Raw genomic sequence first — 21,638 nt, forward strand, 5'->3', positions numbered from 1 at the left:
GACCGAGTTTGGCCGACGCGGACCCGGGCAAGCTGCGCCTCATGTATCAGGTCCAACAACTCATCGCCGGGGTGTGGGGTGCCGGCGGCGACGCCGGCCGGTCGACCGTGCTGGACCCGGCCGACGGGACACCGGTCAGCGAGGTACCGGTGGCCAGCGAGGCGGAGGTCGCGGCCGCGGTGAAGGCGGCCCGCTCGGCGTTGCCCCGCTGGGCCCGGAGCGCACCGGCGGAACGGGCCGCCGCGCTGCGACGGGCCGCCGACGCGGTCGAGGCGGCCGCCGACCAGCTCGCGGAGGCGCAGACCGCCGAGATGGGCCGGCCGCTCGGCACCGCGCGGGGCGGCGTCGAGGCCGGGGTCGCGACACTCCGGCAGTACGCCGAGCTCGCCCCGGTACGTGGCGGTCGTGCCCTGGCCGGCGACAACGACGCGATCGACCTGATGGTGCCCCAGCCGCGCGGTGTCGTCGCGGTGATAACGCCGTGGAACGACGCGGTCGCGGTCTCCTGCGGTCTGCTCGGCGCCGCCCTGGTCACCGGCAACACGGTGGTCTACAAGCCGAGCGAGCGCAGCCCCGCCAGTGGTTGGCTGCTCGCCCGACTGCTCGACGAGCACCTGCCGTCCGGGGTGCTGTCGCTGATCACCGGTGACGGTTCGGTCGGCGCCGCCCTCGCCGGTCAGGAGGTGGACGTGGTCGCGCACGTCGGCTCCACGGCAACCGGCCGGTCGATCGCCGCCGCCTGCGCCCGCACGGGCGCGAAGGCCCTGCTGGAGAACGGCGGCAGCGATCCGCTGATCGTGGACGAGGACGTCGACCCACGATGGGCCGGCGAACAGGCCGCGATCGGCGCCTTCGCCAACTCCGGGCAGCTCTGCGTCGCGGTGGAGCGGATCTACGTACTGCGGTCGATGGCGACCCGTTTCCTCGGCGCGCTGGTGCAGCAGGCCGAGGCACTGCGGATCGGACCGGGACGGGATCCGCTCACCGAGCTCGGCCCGCTGGTCGACCGGCGACACCGGGACCATGTGGACAGCCAGGTGCGGGCCGCCGTCGCCGATGGCGCGCGAATCCTCGTCGGCGGGTCCGTGCCGGCCGGCCCGGGCGCCTTCTACCCGGCGACCGTGCTCGCCGAGTGCACGGACCAGATGGCGGTGATGCGTGACGAGACCTTCGGACCGGTGGCCCCGGTGATGGTGGTGGACTCGTTCGACGAGGCGTTGTCCCGGGCCTCGTACTCGCCGTACGGGTTGGCCGCCACGGTGCTCACCGGCTCGATGAGCCACGCGCAGCGCGCCTGGCGGGAACTGCCGGTCGGCACGGTGAAGATCAACGCCGTCTTCGGCGGCGCGCCGGGCGGGGCCGCCGAGCCGCGCGGTGGCAGCGGTCAGGGCTTCGGGTACGGGCCGGAACTGCTCGACGAACTCACCGCCGTGAAGGCGGTACACATCGAGGCGCCGGGAGGCGAGGGCGGCGGACGCTGGTGACCAGGTCCGCGCCCGCCCCCGCCGGCCAGCCGGTACGGCCGCCGGCCGGCCGGTACGGGTCAACGCCGGTTGCGGCCCTTCTCCCGGCCCCGCGCCTCGGCGGTACTCCGGTTGTTCGCCTTCTCGATCGCACCCACGAGTTCGGCCTTGGTCATCCGGGAGCGTCCCCGCACGTCCAGCTTCCTGGCGACCTCCAGCAGATGGTCCTTGGGCGCGTTGGCGTCCACACCGCCCGCGGTCGGCGCCCGTCGCGCCGGCCCACCACCGGCGGCCTGCCGGTCGCTGGGTCCCTTGCGCCCCTTCTGCTCCCAGTGGTCGCCGACCTTCTCGAACGAGTGTTTGAGCGCGGCGAAGGCCGTCCGGTGCGACCGCTCCCCCTCGCCGTACGTCTCGACGGCCGAGTCGTGGGTCTTCGCCCACGTCCGCTGGGCCTTGTCGGGCGAGCGTCGCACGGTACTGGGCAGAACCTCGCGTCCGGGCATGATCCCCTCCTCCGGCTGGCGATTGGCTTCCCGCCCGGATTCCCGGCCCGGCATCGGCGCTAACCCGTCGCCCCGGACTTCCCACCCGTGTGTCGCCACCCGGCGTTTGTCCGGTTTCCGCCGGGGGTACCGGGCAGCACAGAACCCGCAGGTCTCCGCGCGGCGCGCCACCCGGCTCACGCGCAGGCGCCACGCCACCCGGTCCCCACCGGACGACGGCAGCGGGCGACCCGCACGCCCCGGTCCGGCGGGGCAGACAGGGGAACGACCATGGCCTCCACCACCGATCCCGGTCCCACCGCCGCCGCCGAACACGCTCCACGGCCCCCCGGCCACCTGCGGCAACTGCGGTGGTCGACCTGGCGCGGGGTGCTGGCGCGCAGCGTGAAGAACTTCGTCCAGGACAACTGCGCCGACTGGGCCGCCGCGTTGACGTACTACGCCGTGCTCGCGCTCTTCCCGTCGGCGATCGTCATCGTCGCCCTGGTCGGCCTGGTGTCGAACGGGGAGCAGACGGTCGACACGATCGCCGGGCTGGCCGAGGACGTCGGCGCCGGCTCGGTGGTGGCCAACGAGACCTTCCTCGGCGTACTGCGGGACGTCGTGCACGACCAGAGCTCGGCGAAGGTGCTGCTGAGCTTCGGTCTGCTCGCCGCCCTCTGGTCCGCCTCCGGCTACGTGGGCGCGTTCACCCGGGCCTCCAACGCGATCTACGGCGTCGAGGAGGGGCGTCCGTTCTACCTGCTCCGCCCGTTGCAACTGGGGCTGACCGCGATCGCGCTGATCCTGCTGGCGGTGGTGGCGGCCGGTCTGGTGGTCAGTGGTCCGGTCACCGACGCCGTGGGCGACGCGCTCGGGCTCGGCGACGCGCCCCGGACCGCCTGGACGATCGCCAAGTGGCCGGTACTGGTCGCCATCATGATGCTGCTGCTCTCCCTGCTGTTCTGGATCGCGCCGAACGTACGGCAGCCGCGGTTCCGCTGGCTCACCGTCGGAGGCGCGGTCGCGCTGCTCGCCTGGGCGCTGGCCTCCTTCGGCTTCGGGTTCTACGTCTCCCGGTTCGACTCGTACAACGTGACCTACGGCAGCCTCGGCGCGATCATCGCCTTCCTGGTCTGGCTGTACCTCTCCAACTGCGCCGTGATGCTGGGGGTGGAGATGAACGCGGAACTGCAGCGCGGTCGGGCGCTGCAGGGCGGCGCCGAGCCGCCGGTGGAGCCGGCACTGCCACCCAAGGCGTCCGCCGACTCCTGACCTGGCCGACAGCCGGCGCCCCCGGGCCCGAACCCGGCTTCCCGTTCGCTCCCTGACCTGGCCGACAGCCGGCGGCGCCGGGCCCGAACCCGGCGTCGGCCGACCCCGCGGCCCGGGACCGGACGATCGACGCCAGCGGGTCGGGACCGGACAGCCGTCGTTTAGCCCGACGCCAGCCGGGTAGCGCATTAGGCATGGAACGTGGCAGCAGCAAGCACAGCCCCCGGGTGGACGAGGAAATGGGCCGCGAGGTGAAGGGGGCGGTGCAGAGCACCGCCGGCGGCCGCGCCCAGGAGTGGCGCGACCCGGAACCGGCGGGCGAGGACCAGCCGATCGTCAGCCGGGCGCCGGAGAACGACACCCGGACGGGCGTGCCACAGGGCATGACCCCGGAAGAGGTCGAACAGCGCAGCCGGCTGGGCAGGTACATCCCGCTGTCGGCGCTGCCCGGTGACCGGGAGAGCCTGCGGCTCAGCGCCGAGGACAACGAGGCTCCGGACGACATTCTCGCCCAACTCGACCAACTGCCACCGGACACCGATTTCCAGACCGTGTCCGAGATCTGGGCCGCCCTCGGACACGCGAACGAGACCCACCGCTGGTGACCGACCGACTCGCCAGGAAGTGGCCCGACAGGCCGATCAACGAGAAGGAGGATGGCAGATGAGCGGCGTGACCAAGTCAGTGGACGTTGCGGTGCCGATCCGGACCGTGTACGACCAGTGGACCCAGTTCGAGGATTTCCCCGAGTTCATGGAGGGTGTCGAGGAGGTCCGGCAGATCTCCGACACGATGACCCACTGGAAGGTCGAGATCGGTGGGGTGAGCCGGGAGTTCGACGCCAGGATCACCGAACAGCTCCCCGACGAGCGGGTGGCCTGGACATCGACCGGCGGCACCCAGCAGGCCGGCGTGGTGACCTTCCACCGGCTCGACGAGAACCACACCCGGGTCACCGCCCAGATGGAGTTCGAGCCGCAGGGGATCACCGAGAAGGCCGGCGACAAGCTCGGCATGGTGGACCGGCGGGTCGCCGGTGACCTGCACCGGTTCAAGGAGTTCATCGAGCGGCGCGGCGCCGAGACCGGTGCCTGGCGTGGCAAGGTGTCCCGGCCCCAGCCGTGACCGCCGGCGGTGCCCGCGCGCGGCGGTGACGGGTGACGCGGTGACGACGACCCTACCCAGCCCCGGCGGCCGTCAGGTTGATCCTGACGGCCGCCGGGGCGTTCGCGTCTCCGGTCACGGACGTCGACCCGGCCGCGTCCGCCGTTCCGCCGGGGCGGGCGCCGTTCGTCGGGGCAGGCGCCGCTCGTCGGGGCGGGCGCCGCTCGTCGGGGCGGGCGCCGATCCCGACCGGACCGTCCGCCGTTCCGCATGGGCGGGCGCCGTTTGTCGCTCCACCGGGCCGGGTAGGGCCAGAACATGACCGACGAGAACACGCACGTCTGGCGGGACGAGGAACGTTTGCCACTCTCGGAACTCAACCGGGCGGTGGCCACCTCGACGCCGGACGGTCAGGTGGACGACGTCACCGGTAACGACGCGGGCGAGGAGTCGGCGTTCGGCCACGGTGCGGAGGCCGCCGCCCCGGACCAGCCGGCCGAACCGGGGACGGCGCAGGACCGTACCGCCGAGCGCGGCGACGACCAGCGCCGCCACCGCCCCTCCACCACCGGTCGCAACGGACCACACTGAGCACGTCGCGCCACCGTCCCGGGTCAGCTGGCGGGGCGCGGCCCGGGCCCGCCGGCGTCCCGCGTGTCGCCGGGCCGAACGCCGGTCGGTCCGGGCCGGCGCGACGCCCAGTAGAGCACCAGCATCACGATCGCCGCCACGACCAGCGCCGGCCCGAGCGCGGCCACCGACGTACGACCGATCAGCACGCCGAGACCGGCGGGGATCAGCGCCCCGCCCAGCGCCGCCGCACCGATCTGCACCCCGATCGCGCGGTCGGCATGTCGCCGGCCGACCCGGTCCGCGGTGGTGAGGGTGAGCAACGGAAAGACCGGAGCCGCCCCGAAGCCGAGTACGGCCAGACCGGTGACAGCCAGCCACCCCGGGCCGGGCACGGCCAGCAGGCCGGCGCCCACGAGCATGCCGACCATGCTGCCGAGCAGTGTGAGGCGCGTCCCCAGCCGCTCCGCCAGCACACCCTGGACGACCCGTCCGACGAAGAGGCTGCCCCAGTAGAGCGAGACGCAGAGCCCGGCGGTGGCGGCGGTCATCCCCCGCGCCTCGGTCAGCAGGAGGAACGCCCAGAGTCCGGCGGCGACCTCGATCGCGACGTACATCGCGAAGGTCAGCGCACCGAACCACACCGCCGGAATCGCCAGCGTCTCGCGGATCCGCACCGGCCCGCCGGTCGGTCCCGTCGCCGAGGCGTCCCGCACGGCCGGTTCCTCCTGCCGCCCGGCCTCGCCCGTCGGCTCCGCCAGCGGTGGCGTCAGCACGGTCGCCGGATCCGCCGTCGCCGGGTCGGCCGGATGCCCGGGCGGCCCGTCCACCGGGCGGCGGCTGGTCCAGGTACCGGCGGTCAGGACGAAGGCCAGGGCCAGCACCGCCTGGGCTCCCGCGACGACGCCGTAACCCCAGCGCCAGGAGAGGCCGGCGCTGAGTGCGGTCGTCATGACCAGGGGGCCGATGGCCACACCGAGGCCGAAGCAGGCGTGCATCCAGTTCATGTGCCGGGGCCCGAACGCCCCGGCGGCGTACGCGTTGAGGCCCGCGTCGATCGCGCCCGAGCCGAGTCCGAGCAGCAACGCGCAGCCGATCATCACCGGGAGCGCCGGCGAACTGGCGTAGCCGGTCAGCGCGAGGGAGGCCAGCGCGGTGCTGCCGGCCAGCAGCCAGCCGACGCCGAGCCGGGCGATGCTGAAGCCGGCGACCACGCTGGAGACGAGGTACCCCACCGTGCCCGAGGTGAGGAGCAGCCCGACGGCCTCCGTCGGCACCGTGAACTCGGACCGGATCGACGGCCATCCGACACCGAGCAGGCCGTCGGGTAGGCCGAGACTGACGAAGGCCAGGTAGGCGAGGAGGAGCAGGGAGGCCCGGGTCGTCTGGCGGGCCGGGGCGGAGGAGGAGGACACGGCCGCCGATCATGCCCGATCTCGGGGCGATTCACCACGCCGCCGACCTCCGCGCCCGGTCGCCACGAGCCGGCGGAGAACGGCGGAATCGGATCAAGCCGGGACGGGTCACCCGGAAATCGTCCGAACGGGGGACGGCGATCGCGATCCGCCAGGGCAGAATTTCGGGAATGCATCAGGCTCCTGGTTTCCTCTCCGCGCGTCACCGTCGGCTGGCCTGGCTGGGCTTCGTGCTGAGCGCACTGCAGGCCCCGGTCTCCGCCCGGCTCGTCGACGACGGATCGTGGTTGTTCAGCCTCTGCGTCTCCCTCATGGTCGCCACCGTGATCCTGGCCGACGACGCGCTACGCCGTCGTCCCGTCAAGACCGGCGCGACCGAGTAGTCCCGGCAGCCGCCGGACGGCCCGGTCCCGGGCAGCCAGGGTCACCGACCAGCCCAGCTACACCGACAGCGAGCGCCGTCGGCCGTTCCGGTTAGGCTGCTGGCATGCCAGGCACGGTCGGGCGGATCCCCGCTTCCCCCTCCACCGTCGCCGGCTCCCCGCCGGCCACGGATCCCGGGGTCGTCGCACCTCCGGGCGGCCTCCGCTGGGCGGACACGGCGCTCGGTCCCCCCGAGTCCTGGGATCCCGCCGTGCGGGCGGTCGTCGACCTGGTGCTCTCCGTGCCGGTCGCGATGGCGTTCGCCTACGGTGACGACCTGACGCTGATCTACAACACCGGGTTCGCCGAACTCATCGAGCCCAAGCACCCGGGGGCGTTCGGTCGGCCGGCCGCCGAGGTGTTCCACGAGGTCTGGCAGGTGCCTGGGATCGGCGACGTGATCGAGCGGGTCTACCGGACCGGCGAGTCGTCCCTGGAGCGGGAGAGTCCGCTGCCGATCGTGCGCGACGCGCCCGGCGTACCGGACCAGACGATCTTCACCCGTGGCTACTCGGCGGTCCGGGACTCCTCCGGTCGGGTCGTCGGGGTGCTCACGGTGGCCCCGGAGACGCCCCAGGTCACCCAGCGGTTGCAGAACCTCGGCGAGCTCGCCTCGGCCCTGTCCGGCACCCTCACCCTGGACGACGTCGCCCGGGTCACGCTCCGCAACGCCGTCTCGGCCTTCGGCGCGGACCAGGCGGAGTTCGGTGTCGACGACGGCACCGGTTGGCGGGTGGTCCGACGGATCCGGGGCGAGGTGCTCGACGAGGCCGACGAGCGGCTCCCCCCGCTGTGGCGCCGGCTCCCCGCCGACTCCCCCTCGCCGGTGCTGCTGACCGCCGACAGCGGTACGGCGATGTTCACCAGTGACGGCCAGCCGCTGCTGCGCAGCGCGATCGACCGGCACGACGAGAAGATCCGGGCACTGGCGGCGCTGCCGCTGCGTACCCCCTCGCTGCGGGGTGCGCTCTCGGTCGGCTACCGGCAACCGCACTTCTGGCCGCCGGCGGAGCGCGCACTGCTGACCGCGTCCGCGGAACTGGTCGCCCAGGCCGCCGAGCGGGCCCGTCGGTTCGAGACCCAGCACGGCACCGCGCAACTGCTGCAGCGGAGCATGCTGCCGGAGCACCTGCCGGACCTGCCGCTGCTGCGGATCGCCGCCCGGTACGACGCCGGCGTCGACGGCAACGCGGCCGGCGGTGACTTCTACGACGCGTTCGCGTTGTCGGACGGGCGGCTCGCCGTGGTCCTCGGCGACGTCGCCGGCCACGACGTGCAGGCCGCCGCGCTGATGGGGCAGGTCCGCGCGGCGCTGCGGGCGCTGGCGCTGAGCGACCCCGATCCGACCCTGGTGCTGGCCGGGTTGGACCGGTTGGTGGCGAGCCTCGGCGCGGAGGCGCGCAGCGACGAACTCTTCGTCACCGTGGTCTACGGGCTGATCGACCCGGGCGGCTACCGGCTGACCGTCGCCAGCGCCGGACATCCCCCGCCGCTGATCCGGCGGGCCGCCCCGGGACAGCCGGTCAGCGTCCGGTACGTCGAGGTGCCGCCCGGGGTCCCTCTCGGGCTCGACGGACGCCGGGCCACGGTCACCGTGGACTTCCTGCCCGGGGACACCCTCCTGCTGTTCAGCGACGGGGTGGTGGAACGCCGGCAGCAGAGTCTCACCGAGGGCTTCGCCGCGCTCTCCGCGGCGGTGTCCGGATCAGCCACCGGCGACCCCCGTACGCTCTGCGCGCTCGCCACCGGGGCGGTGCTGGGCAGCACCGAGGACGACGTCGCCGTGCTGGCCGTCGAGCACGCCACCACGCCGAGCCGGTCGGCGAGCATGGAGGTGCCGGCGGAGCCGACCGCCCCGGGACGGGTACGACACTGGATGACCGGGCTGCTGAACCGGTGGGCGGTGCCCGAGCAGGTGGTCGGCGCGGCGGTCCTCTGCACCAGCGAGTTGACCACGAACGCTCTGCTGCACGCCGGGACGGCGGCCCGGGTGGAGATCGATCTGAGTCCGGAGCGGTTGCTGGTGTCGGTCGCGGACAGCGGCACCCGGGGCGCGGTGACCCGGGCCCGCACCGAGAAGCTCAGCAGCCGGGGTCGCGGTCTCGGGTTGATCGAACAGCTCAGCGACGCCTGGGGGACCGACCCGACGGTACGCGGGTCGACGGTCTGGTTCGAGATGCTGATCCCGCGCCCGGAGCCGGGGCCCTCGAACACGCCGGTCTGACCCCACTCCGGTCCGCTCCGCCGGTGTCCACTCTGGTCACGGCGGCGTCCGGTGCCGTGCTGCGGCGGGCTCGCGGCGGCCGGGATTCCGACCGGGCAGGCTTACGGCGGCACGGGATTCCGACCGGGCAGGCTTACGGCACCGGCTCCCGGGGAAGGATCTTCCCCGTCCGGCCGCCACAGAGCCGGCGAGAGGTGGTCGGGTGGAACTCTCCGCGCTGGCGTACGCGTTGCTCGGGCTGGGCGCACTGCTCGCCGGGATCCTCCCGCGACTGCTGGAACGCCGACCGCTCTCCATGCCCATCGCCTTCCTCGGGCTCGGCATGGTGGTGTTCCTGCTCCCGCTCGGGCTGCCTGATCCGGATCCGCTGACCCATGCCGGGATCGCCACCCAGCTCACCGAGATCGGGGTGATCGTGGCGTTGATGGGCGCCGGTCTCAAGATCGACCGCCCGTTCGGCCGACGCCGCTGGTCCTCGACGTTCCGGTTGCTGGCGGTCGCGATGCCGCTCTGCATCGCGGCGGTGGCGCTGCTCGGCTGGTGGTGGGTGGGGCTGGCCCCGGCGGCGGCGCTGCTGCTGGCCGCCGCGTTGGCACCGACCGATCCGGTGCTCGCCTCGGACGTGCAGGTCGGCGAGCCGACCGACGTGGAGGACTCGGAGGACGAGGTACGGTTCGCCCTGACCTCGGAGGCGGGACTCAACGACGGACTCGCCTTCCCGTTCGTGTACGCGGCCGTCGCCATCGCGACGGTCGGCCTGGCGCCCGCGCAGTGGGTGGGCAGGTGGTTGACGGTCGACGTGGCGTACCGGACGGTGGTCGGCCTCGCCGGCGGCCTGCTGGTCGGTTGGCTGCTCGGCCGGCTCTTCTTCCGGGTCCGCTCGGAGCGGCTGCGGCTGGCCCGGCACTCGGAGGGCTTCCTCGCGCTGGCCGCCACCTTCCTCTCGTTCGGGCTGATCGAGCTGGTCGGCGGCTACGGCTTCATCGCGGTCTTCGTCACGGCCCGGGCGATCCGGGCCGCGGAACGGTCACACGACTACCACCAGGTGCTGCACAACTTCGCCGAGCAGGTGGAACGGCTGCTCACCGTCCTGTTGCTGCTGCTGTTCGGCGGGGCCGTGGTCACCGGTCTACTGGCTCCGCTGACCTGGTCCGCGGCGGCGCTCGCGATCGTCCTGATCGTCGTCATCCGACCGCTGACCGGCTGGCTGTCACTGATCGGTACGCCCGGACGCCCGGCCGAGCGCTGGGTCATCGCCTCCTTCGGCATCCGGGGCGTCGGCACCTTCTACTACCTGGCGTACGCCGCCAGCCACGCCGACTTCCCACAGCTGGATCTGCTCTGGGCGACGGCCGGGCTGGTGGTGGTGGTCTCCGTCGTCGTACACGGGGTGGCCGCCACGCCGGTGATGCAGCGGCTCGACCGTGGCCCGGGCCGAACCCGGTCCGGTCCCGACGGGGAGACCCCGCCCGCCGAGCCCGGCGGAGCATCGGAAACCGTTCCGGGCCGGTCGGATCTGCCGAAGCCGCGTGATCCCCGACCCGACAACCGGTCGGTCCGGCCAGCCGGCTGACCCCCGGATCCGGCCGGGCCACTGGGTTCGCCACCGCGCGTACCGGCCCATCCGGTCGGGTCACGGCTGCACGGGTGCGCGTGCCCGTCCATCCGGCCGGGCCACGGGTTCACCGGTACATGTGCAGCCGGACGGTGGTCGACGACTCGTCGGTGTGCACCTGTACCAGATCGCACAGGTAGTTGACCAGCAGCAGGCCACGGCCCCGGTCATTGACCGGCGACGGCGGTATCCGGCCGGCGAGTCGGTCGGTGAGCACGCTGGTGCCGGTGATCTCGCAGATCAGGCCCTCTTCGTCGGACCAGACCCGGACCACCGCCGGCCGACCCGAGTGCACCACGGCATTGGTGGCGATCTCGTTCGCCGCCACCCGCAGGTCATCGACCCGGTCGTCCGTCAGGCCCGCCTCCCGCGCCAGGGCGGCCACCATCGCGCGCATCCCGGAGAGCCCCGACGCGTCGAAGAAGAGGGTGGACGCGGACGGCGACGGCGCGGGAAAGGGCACGTTGTAGGCGTCGACCACACTCTCCGGACGGCCGTAGCCGGCGCTGGGCTGGCGGTCGCCGTCGCGGATCAGGAACGGGTGGGTGCTGGCGGCATCGGCGATGACGTCCGCGTCCAGCCGCAGCGCGTCGTACGGGCAGAGGATGTTCACCGGCAGGTCGGCGAGCGCGATGTTGATCAGCGCCTCGTGCTGCACGCACCGGGGATAGGCGGTCGCCGAACGTTCCGGCCAGACGGGTTCCCCGACGATCCGGACCGGGCGCCCGGTCTGCTCGACGGCAAAGGCGTGCAGCACACCGGGAATGATCCACCCGGGGTTCCGGCCGTCCCGGGCCATGTCCACGTACCGCAGCTCGGTCGGGGCGCCGAGGACCGAGCGCAGCAGGTCGAGCCGGGCGCCGGGGACCGCGACCAGGACAGGCTCGCTGTCGGCCAGCCCGGCCTCCACGAAGGACCGGATTCCGGCGACGTAGTCGTCGTCCCCCCGGTAGAAGAGGGCATTGTGCCGGAGCGAGCCGGCTTCCCGTCGAGCGTCCGACCTGAACGTCATGGTCCGCCCGCCACCCGTGACGCGTTCACCCGCACCTCCGACCAGCAGCGTACGCGCTGACGGCAACGGGTAGCCACGGTGAGTACACGGACACGGGCGGCACACCGGGTTCAACAGGGGCGTCCGGGGCGCCTCGACCGGTCGTCACGGGCTCCCACCGTCACGTCCGTGACCTGCGACGACGCCGGTGCGCCGAAACCGGGGCTTCACACGGACGCAACATGGCCTTACCGTTGTCGATGTCTATGGGAGCGCTTCCATCGGCAGTACTCAATCTCCCACCGTCCCCGAGGGAGTACCGCATGCAGCTCAGACCCGCGCTCACCGCAGCCGGCGCCGTAGCCGTGACGGCGCTCGCCGTGACGGCCGCCGTCGGTGTCGGCCTGTTGCGCCCCAGCCCGGCCCAGGCCGCCGACTCGGCCTTCTACGTCGACCCGGACACCAGCGCGGCCCGCTGGGTGGCCGCCAACCCGAACGACTCCCGCGCCGCGATCATCCGCGACCGCATCGCCAGCGTCCCACAGGGCCGGTGGTACACCCAGAACAACCCCGGCACCGTACGCGGACAGGTCGACTCCTTCGTCGGCGCGGCCGCCGCGGCCGGCAAGATCCCGATCCTGGTGGTCTACAACATCCCCAACCGGGACTGCAGCGGCGCCAGCAGCGGCGGCCTGCCCAACCACACCGCCTACCGGCAGTGGGTCGACCAGGTGGCGGCCGGGCTGTCCGGACGTCCCGCCACCGTCATCCTCGAGCCGGACGTGCTGGCCCTGATGAGCACCTGCATGTCCGAGTCCCAGCAGGCCGAGACCCGCGCCTCGATGGCGTACGCCGGCAAGGCGTTCAAGAGGGCGTCCAGCCAGGCCAGGGTCTACTTCGACGCGGGGAACTCCGCTTGGCACGCGCCGTCGGTGATGGCCTCGCGGCTCGTCGGCGCCGACATCGCGAACAGCGCCGACGGCATCTCGGTCAACGTCTCCAACTACCGGAGCACCAACGAGTCGGTCAACTACGCCAAGGCGGTCGTCGCGGCGACCGGCGCCCCGAACCTGAAGATCGTGGTGGACACCAGCCGCAACGGCAACGGTCCCGCCCCCGACTCCGAGTGGTGCGACCCGCCGGGCCGGGCGATCGGCACCGCCAGTACCAGCAACACCGGCGACTCGGCGATCGACGCCTTCCTCTGGATCAAGCTACCGGGCGAGGCCGACGGCTGCATCGCCACCGCGGGCCAGTTCGTCCCACAGCGCGCGTACGACCTGGCGATCGCGGCCCCCAACCCGCCGACCACGCCGCCCACCACCGCGCCGCCCACCACCCCGCCGGCGACGACCGCACCGCCCACCACCCCGCCCGCGACGACCCCACCGCCGAGCGGTGCCTGCCGGGTGAGCTACAGCGCCAACCAGTGGAGCGGGGGCTTCACCGCCGAGATCCGGATCACCAACAACGGGGCGGCCCTCAACGGCTGGACCCTGAACTTCACCGTCGGCTCCGGCGTACGGCTCGCCAACGGATGGAGCGGCGTGTGGAGCCAGTCGGGCACCCAGATCACCGTCGGTAACGCGGCGTGGAACGGATCGCTCGCCTCCGGCGGCACCGTCAGCGTCGGATACCAGGGCAGCTACACCGGCAGCCTGCCGGCGCCCAGCAACTTCACCCTGAACGGATCCGCCTGCGCCAGCTGATCCGGCGGATCCGCCGGGCCGGGTCGTCGTACATCCCTCCGGCGCGACGACCCGGCCCGCCTCTCCCTCGGCGGGCCGGCGCGCACCCCGCGCTTCTCGAACCCCGGACACGCATCCGGACGATCGGAACGGTGATGACGAGATGACGGTCGCCGAGGCCCGGCAGCGGCCGGTCGGTCGGCTGCTGCGCGGCTGGCGGGTGCGGCGACGGCTGAGCCAGCTCGAACTCGCCATCGCGGCCGACATCTCCACCCGGCACCTGAGTTTCGTGGAGACCGGTCGGGCGATGCCGAGCCGGGACATGGTGCTCCGACTCGCCGACCAGCTGGACGTACCGCTCCGGGAACGAAACCAACTGCTGCTGGCGGCGGGATACGCGCCCGTCTACCCACGGACGCCGTTGGACTCCCCCGCGCTGGATCCGGTCCGTGCCGCGGTCCGCCGGGGTCTCGCCGCACACGAGCCGTACCCCGCCGTGGCGCTGGACCAGGGCTGGCATCTGATCGACACCAACCACGGCGCCGCTCTGCTCACCACGGGTGCCGCCGAGCCACTGCTCGCCCCGCCGGTCAACATGCTCCGGCTGACCCTGCACCCGGCCGGTCTCGCACCACGGATCCTGAACCTGGGCCAGTGGCGGGCCCAGCTGCTCGGTCGGCTCCGTCGGCAGGTCGAACTCACCGGCGATCCCGAGTTGGCAGACCTCTACGACGAACTGCGGGACTATCCCTGCGACCAGCCCGAGCCGGAACTGGCGGTACCGGGCCCGGGCGACGTGCTGGTGCCGCTGCGCATCCGGGACGGCGAACGCCGGCTCTCCTTCTTCAGCACCGTCTCGACCTTCGCCACCCCGCTCGACGTCACCGTGGCGGAACTCTCCGTCGAGTCGTTCTTTCCGCTCGACCAGGCCACCACGGCGGCGTTCTCCCCGGCGGACGGCCCCGGAACGCCGGTCGGCACCGCCGTCGTGGGCTGAGACCGGCGGCCCTCGGCGCGAAGCACACCGGGGGCGGCTGGGTACAGGCGCCACGAAACCGGACAATGCGGCCAGAGGTTGGTCGGGGGCGACGCGGCGGGGCCCGGAAAAGCGTTGCCGTACGACCGGCGGGAGCCGGTTGTTTACCCCGCTCCGAGGACGGGGAATCCGCGGCGACAGAGGAGGCGATGCATGATGTCCAGGAACCCGACGATGTCCTGGCAGTCCGGAATGCCGGGGGTACCCGGTCTGGCGGGTGGCAACAACCTCCCGGCCGGGCCGTCCGGTGACCAGTCCCGGGCGCCGGGCAGCGACGGCACCGAGCCGGCACGGGCCACCGTCACGGTCGCCTCGTTCCCCGACTATCCGTCGGCGCAGTACACCGTGGACTTCCTCTCCGACAACCAGTTCCCGGTCGAACGTGCCGCCATCGTCGGCACCGACCTGACGCTGGTCGAGACGGTGCTGGGCCGGATGACCACCGGCCGGGCAGCGCTGGCCGGGGCGGCCACCGGGGCCTGGTTCGGTCTCTTCATCGGCCTGCTCTTCGGGATCTTCACGGTGGGGAACTGGTGGGCGGTGATCCTGGTGGGTCTGGTGATCGGGGCGATCTGGGGCGCCATCTTCGGCGCCATCGCGCACGCGATGACCGGCGGCCGGCGGGACTTCACCTCGGCCAGCAGCCTGCGGGCCAACCAGTACGCGGTCACCGTCGACGCGACCTTCGCGGACCAGGCACGCCAGCTCATCAGCCGGATGAACTGGCCGGAACAGCAGGCCGCGAACCCCGCCCGGTAAAGCTGTCCGCCCACGCCACGCCCCGGGCGGCGACGGATCCACGAGGCGCCGGAGCGCCCGCTGTCTCGCTCGCCGGAACGGTTCTCGCCGGCCCGCACCGCTCGGTGTGGGCCGGCGCTCCTGTTGCGGAATGTGTCGGCTCAGCCGACCTTCGACGCTAACGTCAACACTCCGTTGACACGGGCGCAACGGCCCGCGACGATGGCCGGCATGACACCTCGTCGTCAGGCCACGTCCGACCCGTCCGACGCCGTGCACGGCGACCGTCAGCATCCCCGGCCCGGGTCCCAGACCGGATCCGAGCGGCTCCTCCGTGCCCACGCGGCGGTACTGGCCGCCGCCGTTCCGGCGGAGGGACAGTCGGATCCACTGGCCGCGCTACAACTGCTCGGCGAGGTACGCAGCGGCCTCGACGAGACCGAACGGTGTCTGATCGAGGCGGCCCGGCAGACGGGAGCCAGTTGGGCGCGGATCGCCGCCGCACTCGGTCTGGGCAGCCGGCAGGCGGCGGAACAGCGCTGGCTGCGGCTGTCCGCGGACTCGGGCCGTGATCCGGCGAGGTCCCGCACTCTCCGGGAGCGTCAACGGTCCGTTGACAATCGGTACGGCGCCACAGTCGCCGGGCTGCGCGCCACGGTGCTCGCCGTACACCGGGAGCTCAGCGCGGCCCCGGGCTGGGACGAACTCCACCCGTTGGCCCGGTTGGCACGTACCACCCTCGGGTTCGCCCGCGACGCCGAGGGCGGTGCACTGTTCGCACTGGCCACGCAGGCCGTAGCCGACCTCGACGCGGTGCCCGCCGATCGACTTCCCGGCTGGTCGGCGACCACCCTGGAGAGCCTTCGGCGGGCCGTCCGGGACGCGGCACCGACCCGGGCTGGCGAGCCCACCCACAGTTGAGTCAACCTCACTGAGGTTCCTGTTGACATCGTGGACGGGCAACCCGGAGGATATGAGTCCCTATGACTCATGTTTCACCGGAGGGGTCACGATGCGGTCGACAGCTCCACCCGGCCCGGACCGTCGCAACGCCGGGATGTTCGTCGGGGTGTCCCTTTTCTCGGGGTTCGGCGGCACCGTCATGTCCCTGGTCGCCGGCATGTGGGTGCTGGACCTGACCGGCTCCAGCAGCCTGGCCGCGCTCACCGGCCTCTGCGTGTTCGCCCCGACCCTGCTCGGCCCCCTGCTCGGCGCACTGGTGGACCGCCTCCCCCGCCGACCGCTGGTCGTCTGGACCCACCTGCTCACCGCGGCCGCCGTCCTCTCACTGCTCGCCGTCGACAGCGCGGCCCAGGTCTGGCTCATCTTCGCCGTGATGCTCGGTTACGGCGTCAGCTACGTACTGATCGACGCGGGCGAGTCGGCCCTGCTGCCGGCCGCGTTACCGGCGGACGCGCTGGGTGGTGTCAACGGCATGCGGACGAGCGCGCAGGAGGGCGTGAAGCTCGTCGCGCCGCTGGCCGGTGCCGGGCTCTTCGGCTGGGGCGGCGGGCACCCGACCGTGGTGCTGACCGCCGTGGTGCTGACCATCGCCGCCGGCCTCTACCTGCTGCTCCGGCTCGCCCCCGCACTGCCCTCCCCCGATCCCACAACACCCGGCACGAGCACACCGGAGTCCGGCAGGACAGCGTCGGGCGGAGGCGATTCGCGGCCCCCCGGCCAGCGGGTCGGCGACGCGGTCCGGTTCCTCGCCGGGCTGCCCGAACTGCGGGTCACCGTACTCGTCGGCTCGGTCACCATGGCGATGGCCGCGTTGACCACCGCGGCGACGTACGCCGTGGTCAGCGACGACCTGCACCGGCCGCCCACCTTCCTCGGCGTGCTGACCTCGGCCCAGGGGGCCGGCTCGATCCTGGGCGGCCTGCTCGTCGGTCGGTTGCTGCGGGTCCGGGGCACCCGGGCCACGAGCGTCGCCGGCGCGCTGGTCTTCGCGCTCGGCGCCGCGTTGCGGTGCGTACCCTGGTGGCCCGCCACTGTCGCCAGCGCCTTGGTCATCGGGATCGGACTGCCCTGGACCGTCGTCGCGGCCGTCACCGCCGTCCAGACCAGGACACCCGCACGGATGCTCGGCAGGGTCGCCGCGACCGCCAACACCCTGCTGTTCGCGCCCGTCGCGATCGCCACCCCGGTCGGCGCGGCGATGATCCTGCTCGATCACCGGGTGCCGCTGGCCCTCGCGGTCGCGGTCTGCGTCGGTGCCGGGTTGGCAGCGCGCCGACTCGGCCGTGCTGACGCGGTCCCGCTCGGGCCGACCGACGCGGCGGCCGACGCTGCCGCCAGCGGGGCGCCGCCGGAACGGAAACCCGCCGGGCCGGTCAGCGTCTGACCCCGTGCCGGGACCGCCACGGACCTCGGGCGGTCACCCGGCGTCGCGTGGTCGGGCCGGGACCGTAAGGTCGGACCGGAACCGCGCGATTTCAGGACGACGGCGCGGCACCTCGGACCGGCCGGGACCGCGTGGTCAGGCCGAAACCGCGAAGATACCGGCGACCCCGAGCACGACCATCACCAGTACCGCGACCAGGGCCCCCCGCTCGCTCTCGACCGCCGCCCGCTCTGGCAGGTCCCGCTCACCATCAGTGATCTCGCCGGACATACTGTTCCTCCCCTGGATTCGCCACCGTTCTCCGCATCGGAATTACCGATCTGGGCCAGCGGAAACCCCGGAGAGCCCGCTATCTGCCGGGTAGCATGCTCGCCCTGGCCCGCTCGGAAAGGCCGCCCGCCACCGACCCTCGCGGTCCCGGACACACGTGATCGGCTGATTGGGCCTGCTCCGCACGAACGACCCTGGTGTCCGGATCACCACCGCCGGCACCGGTGGCGCCAGGGCAGGTCGCCAGTTCCTCACCCCGGCTCCTGCCCCGGGGGCCGGACCGTCGTGGACGCCGTCAACGCCGGACCGGGCCACTGCCGAGCTGGCTCACCGGCGTCGCTGCCAGCCCGACGGCACCAGGATCGGGGTCTCCGGGTCGACGGTCGCGACCAGCGGGACACACCACTCGTCGATCCGGGGGCGACCCTCGTCGACCCACCGGTCCCGCAGCGCCAGCGCGTCGGCGGCGTACCCACCGGCGCTCGGCCCCGCCGCCTGGACCGAGCCGTCGGCGAGAATGCCCGCCCAGCTGGTCCCGGCGCCGTCCAGGAGCACACAACCGCCGGGCCCGCCCCAGCCGCCGGCGGGCCCGGCCCCGAAGCCGGCCCGCCGGTCCCAGGCCCCGACCGCGAACCACAGGTCGTGGTAGCCGAAAACGTCCAGCGGGGGCCGCCACACGGGTGGGTGACGCAGCGTGGTCGGTGCCAGCGGCCCACCCCGGGGTGCTACGTGCGACCACGGGTGCCGGGCGGCCAACGGCCCGGCCGCCGACATGAAGCCGGCGCGCAGCACAGCCCGCCCCTCGACCGCCCCGGTTCTGCTCCGCCACACCCGCAGCACCGGGTGGCTGCCGGCATGCGCGACCGGGGCGAGCACACAACCGTCCGGAACGAGCTGCGCCAGCCAGTGCGGCGAGACACCGGTGAGCCCGACCGTGACGACCACCCGGTCGTACGGGCCGGCGTCCGGCACCCCGAGGTAACCATCGCCGAGCCGGACATCCACGGCTCCCGCCAGACCGATCCGGGCCAGCGCCGCGACGGCCCGGTCCACCACGTCCGGCTGGATGTCCACACTGGTCACCCGGGCGCCGACCGCCGACATCAGCGCCGCGTTGTACCCGGTGCCGACGCCGATCTCGAGCACCCGGCTTCCCGGCCGCAGGTCGAGTGCCTCGATCATGGCGGCCATCAGCGACGGCTGGCTCGACGAGCTGACCGGCACCCCGTCGACCAGCTTCGTCACCAGCGGGGCGTCCCGGTAGACCAGGTCCAGGAAGTCGGCGTCGGTCGGGGCGACCAGACGGCCGTCTCCGGTGGTGAACCCGTCCCTGACGAACTCCTCGCGGGGGACCGCGTCAAACGCCCGGAGCACGTCCTCGCGATGGGTCACGCCTTCGCGGCGCAGCTCCTCGACGTACCGGCGGCGCAGTTCGACGGCCTGGCTCACGGCCGGCCCCGCCGGCCGGACCTCCGGTCGCCGCACCGAACCTCCGTCACACGTCGCAGCGTAGTCGGGACGGCACGGTCGGCTCCAGCCCGGTCACGGCCACCACGCGCCGGCCGGGCGGGCGGCCGGCCCGGCCACCTGCCGGGCGTGGCCCGGTGGCAGCGACTCCGACCAGCGCCGCCGCAACCGGTCCCGCTCCTCCGGGGCGAGCCGCCCCGGCAGTCGCAGCCGGGCCATACCGCCGTCCGGGAAGATGTCCAGTCGGACGTCGGTGGTGGTCGCCGCCCCGTCGACCGGAAACCGGTGCCGGGTGTCCGGCTGCAGACGGGTCCGGGGCAGGATCTCGAACCAGGCCGACGGGTCCGCCGGGTCGGCCAGTCGGGCGTCCAGGCCGCGCAGGCACGCGGTCGCCGGGGCGTTGCCCTTGAAATGGCTGGTGTCCAGCTCGACGAGGCGGATCTGACCGGGGGCGGCGAGCCGGATCCGTACCCAGTCGTTGCCGTCGTCGCGGCGGCGGGCGGTCTCCCAGCCCTCCCCCATCGTCCGGGCCAGGCCGGGCGCGATCAGCTGCTGCGGCGCCCCGTAGAACCTGTTGCTGCAGTCGACCACCAGGCCGCCGTGCTCCAGCGCCGCGAGATCGAGCAGACCGTCGGGGAACAGCGCCGGATCCGGTACGACCACACCGTGCACCCGGAGCCGGGCCACCCCACCGTCGGGAAAGATCCGCAGCCGTACGTGGGTGAAGCGGTGCGGTGCGGTCACCGGGAACACGTTGCGGGCGTCGCCGCGCAGTGGTGACCGGGCCACCAGTGGCAGCCACTGCGTTCCGGCCAACTCGGCGGGGCTCGGATAGCCGGCCATCGCACAGCCCTCGACCGAGGCGTACGGCGGGAAGTTGCCGGTGAAGAAGGAGGTGTCGATCACCACCGCGCGGATGGTCCCGGACGCGCCGAGCCGGATCACGGCGTGATCGTGGCCGGGTTCCCGGCGGCGCCGGGTCTCCCAGCCGTCGTACACCTGTCCCTTGGCGCCGAACGTGCCGGCGGCGAAGGTCGGCGGCTCCGGGTTGACCAGGTTGTCCCGGGCGGCGAAGAACTCGTCGTTGGCCGCCACCACCCCACCGCCGAGCAGCCGGGAGGCCAGGTCGGGGAGGTCGCCGGCCTCGGTCACCCCACTGCCCGACCCGGAGGTGACCCCGTCACCCCGGCCGGCAGGCGTGCCGTCCCGACCGGCGGTCACGCCGTCACCCCGGGCGAGAGCAGCCGGCCGCGCGGCGGATCCTTCGGGCTGACCGGCCGTCCGCCCAACCAGGTCCCCCGGATCCGGCCGGTCAACCGGCGACCGGCGTACGGGGTGACCGGGTGCCGGTGGAACAGCCGCTCCGGGTCGACGGTGAACTCGGCGTCGGGATCGAGCGCGACCAGGTCGGCGTCCGCGCCGACCGCGATCCGGCCCTTGCCGGACAGCCCGGCGATCTCGGCCGGTCGTCGGGCCATCCAGCGCACCAGGTCGGCGAGCCCGTGCCCACGTCGGCGGGCCTCGGTCCAGACCAGCGGCAGACCGAGCTGCAACGACGCGACGCCGCCCCAGGCGGCGGCGAAGTCACCGCTGCCGAACTGTTTCAGGGTCGGCGGACACGGCGAGTGGTCGGAGACCACGCAGTCGATCCCGCCGTCCGCCAGCGCCGCCCAGAGCGCGTCGCGGTTCGCCGAGCCCCGGATCGGCGGGCAGCACTTGAACTCGGTGGCCCCGTCGGGCACCTCGGCGGCGTCGAGGACCAGGTAGTGCGGGCAGGTCTCGACGGTCACCCGTACCCCGTCGCGGCGGGCGGCACGCAGCGGAACCAGCGCGTCGGCGGCGGACAGGTGCAGGATGTGCACCCGGGCACCGGTACGGCGGGCCACCGCCAGTACCGCCTCGACCGCCCGCCGCTCGGCCGATGGCGGCCGGGAGTCGAGAAAGTCCCGGTAGCGGGAGGACGGGGGCGCGGCCCGCAGTTCGGCCGGATCCTCGGCGTGTACGAGGAAGAGCGCGTCGACGGCGGCCAGCGCCCGGCCGAGCCCGGCCGGGTCCAGTGGCGGGAACTCCGGCACCCCCGAGTCGACCAGGAACGCCTTGAAGCCGAAGACCCCGGCTGCGGCCAGGGCCGGCAGTTCGGCGAGGTTGTCCGGCACGGCCCCGCCCCAGAAGCCGACGTCGACGTGGCACCGGCCGCGTGCCGCCGCCCGTTTCTGACGCAGCGCCGGCACGGTGACCGTCGGCGGAACCGAGTTGAGCGGCATGTCGACGATGGTGGTGATCCCGCCGGCCAACGCCGCCCGGGTCGCCGTCTCGTACCCCTCCCACTCGGTGCGCCCGGGCTCGTTCACGTGCACGTGCGTGTCGACCAGGCCGGGCAGCAGCGCCAACGGACCGAGATCCAGTCCCGTCAGGTCGTGGTAGCCGGCGATCGCGGTGATCCGACCGTCCCGGATCGAGACCGCCGCCGGCCGTTCGCCGTCGGGCAGCAGTACCCGGCGGGACCGCAGCACCAGTTCGTCGTCCAATC

At 73.3% G+C, this 21,638-nt stretch carries 20 protein-coding genes; 13 read left to right on the forward strand and 7 right to left on the reverse strand.

Annotated elements, in window-relative coordinates; genetic code table 11:
• Positions 1–41: 41 nt before the first annotated feature.
• On the forward strand, positions 42–1,484 hold the full coding sequence (locus V1633_RS26255) for an aldehyde dehydrogenase family protein (protein WP_331217069.1): 1,443 nt from the start codon (positions 42–44) through the stop codon (positions 1,482–1,484).
• Between the two features lie 59 nt (positions 1,485–1,543).
• Here V1633_RS26255 and V1633_RS26260 read toward each other — a convergent pair whose 3' ends face one another.
• Positions 1,544–1,966, reverse strand: coding sequence for a ChaB family protein (locus tag V1633_RS26260; protein WP_331217070.1), 423 nt, complete (start codon positions 1,964–1,966; stop codon positions 1,544–1,546).
• A gap of 270 nt (positions 1,967–2,236) precedes the next feature.
• Here V1633_RS26260 and V1633_RS26265 point away from each other — a divergent pair, with 270 nt between their 5' ends.
• The 4 genes from V1633_RS26265 to V1633_RS26280 all read left to right on the forward strand — a co-directional run bounded on the left by V1633_RS26265 (position 2,237) and on the right by V1633_RS26280 (position 4,915).
• Positions 2,237–3,220, forward strand: coding sequence for a YihY/virulence factor BrkB family protein (locus V1633_RS26265; RefSeq protein ID WP_331217071.1), 984 nt, complete (start codon positions 2,237–2,239; stop codon positions 3,218–3,220).
• 194 nt (positions 3,221–3,414) lie between these two features.
• Positions 3,415–3,825 carry a DUF2795 domain-containing protein gene (locus tag V1633_RS26270; RefSeq protein WP_331217072.1) on the forward strand — a complete coding sequence of 137 codons (411 nt, stop codon included), beginning with the start codon at positions 3,415–3,417 and terminating at the stop codon, positions 3,823–3,825.
• A gap of 58 nt (positions 3,826–3,883) precedes the next feature.
• Positions 3,884–4,345, forward strand: a complete 462-nt coding sequence (locus tag V1633_RS26275) for an SRPBCC family protein (protein WP_331217073.1) — start codon at positions 3,884–3,886, stop codon at positions 4,343–4,345.
• 297 nt (positions 4,346–4,642) lie between these two features.
• Entirely contained in the window at positions 4,643–4,915 is a 273-nt protein-coding gene (locus V1633_RS26280; RefSeq protein ID WP_331217074.1) for a hypothetical protein, read from the forward strand.
• Positions 4,916–4,938: 23 nt separating this feature from the next.
• Here V1633_RS26280 and V1633_RS26285 read toward each other — a convergent pair whose 3' ends face one another.
• Positions 4,939–6,309 (reverse strand): MFS transporter, encoded by a 1,371-nt coding sequence (locus V1633_RS26285; protein WP_331217075.1) that lies wholly within the window; start codon positions 6,307–6,309, stop codon positions 4,939–4,941.
• A 170-nt stretch (positions 6,310–6,479) separates the two neighbouring features.
• On the opposite strand from V1633_RS26285, the gene V1633_RS26290 reads away from it, so the two are divergent.
• The 3 genes from V1633_RS26290 to V1633_RS26300 all read left to right on the forward strand — a co-directional run bounded on the left by V1633_RS26290 (position 6,480) and on the right by V1633_RS26300 (position 10,529).
• Entirely contained in the window at positions 6,480–6,692 is a 213-nt protein-coding gene (locus V1633_RS26290) for a hypothetical protein (RefSeq protein WP_331217076.1), read from the forward strand.
• Positions 6,693–6,796: 104 nt separating this feature from the next.
• A complete protein-coding gene (locus tag V1633_RS26295; RefSeq protein WP_331217077.1) occupies positions 6,797–8,956 on the forward strand; it encodes an ATP-binding SpoIIE family protein phosphatase in 2,160 nt (719 codons plus the stop codon).
• 202 nt (positions 8,957–9,158) lie between these two features.
• On the forward strand, positions 9,159–10,529 hold the full coding sequence (locus tag V1633_RS26300; RefSeq protein ID WP_331217078.1) for a cation:proton antiporter: 1,371 nt from the start codon (positions 9,159–9,161) through the stop codon (positions 10,527–10,529).
• Positions 10,530–10,638: 109 nt separating this feature from the next.
• Here V1633_RS26300 and V1633_RS26305 read toward each other — a convergent pair whose 3' ends face one another.
• Complete coding sequence (locus tag V1633_RS26305) at positions 10,639–11,583, reverse strand: sensor histidine kinase (RefSeq protein ID WP_331217079.1); 945 nt, start codon at positions 11,581–11,583, stop codon at positions 10,639–10,641.
• Between the two features lie 302 nt (positions 11,584–11,885).
• On the opposite strand from V1633_RS26305, the gene V1633_RS26310 reads away from it, so the two are divergent.
• From V1633_RS26310 to V1633_RS26330, 5 genes are all read left to right on the forward strand, one after another.
• The gene (locus tag V1633_RS26310; RefSeq protein WP_331217080.1) at positions 11,886–13,271 is read left to right on the forward strand and encodes a glycoside hydrolase family 6 protein; all 1,386 of its coding nucleotides are present in this window, start codon (positions 11,886–11,888) and stop codon (positions 13,269–13,271) included.
• A gap of 142 nt (positions 13,272–13,413) precedes the next feature.
• Positions 13,414–14,247 (forward strand): helix-turn-helix domain-containing protein, encoded by an 834-nt coding sequence (locus tag V1633_RS26315; protein WP_331217081.1) that lies wholly within the window; start codon positions 13,414–13,416, stop codon positions 14,245–14,247.
• A 192-nt stretch (positions 14,248–14,439) separates the two neighbouring features.
• A complete protein-coding gene (locus tag V1633_RS26320; protein WP_407952113.1) occupies positions 14,440–15,045 on the forward strand; it encodes a general stress protein in 606 nt (201 codons plus the stop codon).
• A gap of 210 nt (positions 15,046–15,255) precedes the next feature.
• Entirely contained in the window at positions 15,256–15,945 is a 690-nt protein-coding gene (locus V1633_RS26325; RefSeq protein WP_331217082.1) for a hypothetical protein, read from the forward strand.
• A 91-nt stretch (positions 15,946–16,036) separates the two neighbouring features.
• Positions 16,037–17,371, forward strand: coding sequence for an MFS transporter (locus V1633_RS26330; RefSeq protein ID WP_331217083.1), 1,335 nt, complete (start codon positions 16,037–16,039; stop codon positions 17,369–17,371).
• Between the two features lie 135 nt (positions 17,372–17,506).
• On the opposite strand, the gene V1633_RS26335 is transcribed toward V1633_RS26330, so the two are convergent.
• The 4 genes from V1633_RS26335 to allB form a co-directional block, all read right to left on the reverse strand.
• Positions 17,507–17,641 carry a hypothetical protein gene (locus V1633_RS26335; RefSeq protein ID WP_331217084.1) on the reverse strand — a complete coding sequence of 45 codons (135 nt, stop codon included), beginning with the start codon at positions 17,639–17,641 and terminating at the stop codon, positions 17,507–17,509.
• A gap of 327 nt (positions 17,642–17,968) precedes the next feature.
• On the reverse strand, positions 17,969–19,126 hold the full coding sequence (locus V1633_RS26340) for a protein-L-isoaspartate O-methyltransferase family protein (protein WP_331217085.1): 1,158 nt from the start codon (positions 19,124–19,126) through the stop codon (positions 17,969–17,971).
• 57 nt (positions 19,127–19,183) lie between these two features.
• On the reverse strand, positions 19,184–20,329 hold the full coding sequence (gene alc, locus V1633_RS26345) for an allantoicase (RefSeq protein ID WP_331217086.1): 1,146 nt from the start codon (positions 20,327–20,329) through the stop codon (positions 19,184–19,186).
• A complete protein-coding gene (gene allB / locus V1633_RS26350; RefSeq protein WP_331217087.1) occupies positions 20,326–21,636 on the reverse strand; it encodes an allantoinase AllB in 1,311 nt (436 codons plus the stop codon). The genes alc and allB overlap by 4 nt, the downstream gene beginning before the upstream one ends.
• Between the last annotated feature and the right edge of the window lie 2 nt (positions 21,637–21,638).

The organism is Plantactinospora sonchi (assembly GCF_036422035.1).
GTDB lineage: Bacteria > Actinomycetota > Actinomycetes > Mycobacteriales > Micromonosporaceae > Plantactinospora > Plantactinospora sonchi.

Bases quoted from the DNA above. Each gene is read 5' to 3' on its own strand.
- V1633_RS26325 (WP_331217082.1), top strand. From the start codon at position 15,256: ATGACACCTCGTCGTCAGGCCACGTCCGACCCGTCCGACGCCGTGCAC.
- V1633_RS26295 (WP_331217077.1), top strand. From the start codon at position 6,797: ATGCCAGGCACGGTCGGGCGGATCCCCGCTTCCCCCTCCACCGTCGCC.
- V1633_RS26265 (WP_331217071.1), top strand. From the start codon at position 2,237: ATGGCCTCCACCACCGATCCCGGTCCCACCGCCGCCGCCGAACACGCT.
- V1633_RS26305 (WP_331217079.1), bottom strand. From the start codon at position 11,583: ATGACGTTCAGGTCGGACGCTCGACGGGAAGCCGGCTCGCTCCGGCAC.
- V1633_RS26310 (WP_331217080.1), top strand. From the start codon at position 11,886: ATGCAGCTCAGACCCGCGCTCACCGCAGCCGGCGCCGTAGCCGTGACG.
- V1633_RS26260 (WP_331217070.1), bottom strand. From the start codon at position 1,966: ATGCCCGGACGCGAGGTTCTGCCCAGTACCGTGCGACGCTCGCCCGAC.
- V1633_RS26275 (WP_331217073.1), top strand. From the start codon at position 3,884: ATGAGCGGCGTGACCAAGTCAGTGGACGTTGCGGTGCCGATCCGGACC.
- V1633_RS26330 (WP_331217083.1), top strand. From the start codon at position 16,037: ATGCGGTCGACAGCTCCACCCGGCCCGGACCGTCGCAACGCCGGGATG.
- V1633_RS26270 (WP_331217072.1), top strand. From the start codon at position 3,415: ATGGAACGTGGCAGCAGCAAGCACAGCCCCCGGGTGGACGAGGAAATG.
- V1633_RS26290 (WP_331217076.1), top strand. From the start codon at position 6,480: ATGCATCAGGCTCCTGGTTTCCTCTCCGCGCGTCACCGTCGGCTGGCC.
- V1633_RS26255 (WP_331217069.1), top strand. From the start codon at position 42: ATGTATCAGGTCCAACAACTCATCGCCGGGGTGTGGGGTGCCGGCGGC.
- V1633_RS26315 (WP_331217081.1), top strand. From the start codon at position 13,414: ATGACGGTCGCCGAGGCCCGGCAGCGGCCGGTCGGTCGGCTGCTGCGC.
- V1633_RS26335 (WP_331217084.1), bottom strand. From the start codon at position 17,641: ATGTCCGGCGAGATCACTGATGGTGAGCGGGACCTGCCAGAGCGGGCG.
- V1633_RS26280 (WP_331217074.1), top strand. From the start codon at position 4,643: ATGACCGACGAGAACACGCACGTCTGGCGGGACGAGGAACGTTTGCCA.
- V1633_RS26320 (WP_407952113.1), top strand. From the start codon at position 14,440: ATGATGTCCAGGAACCCGACGATGTCCTGGCAGTCCGGAATGCCGGGG.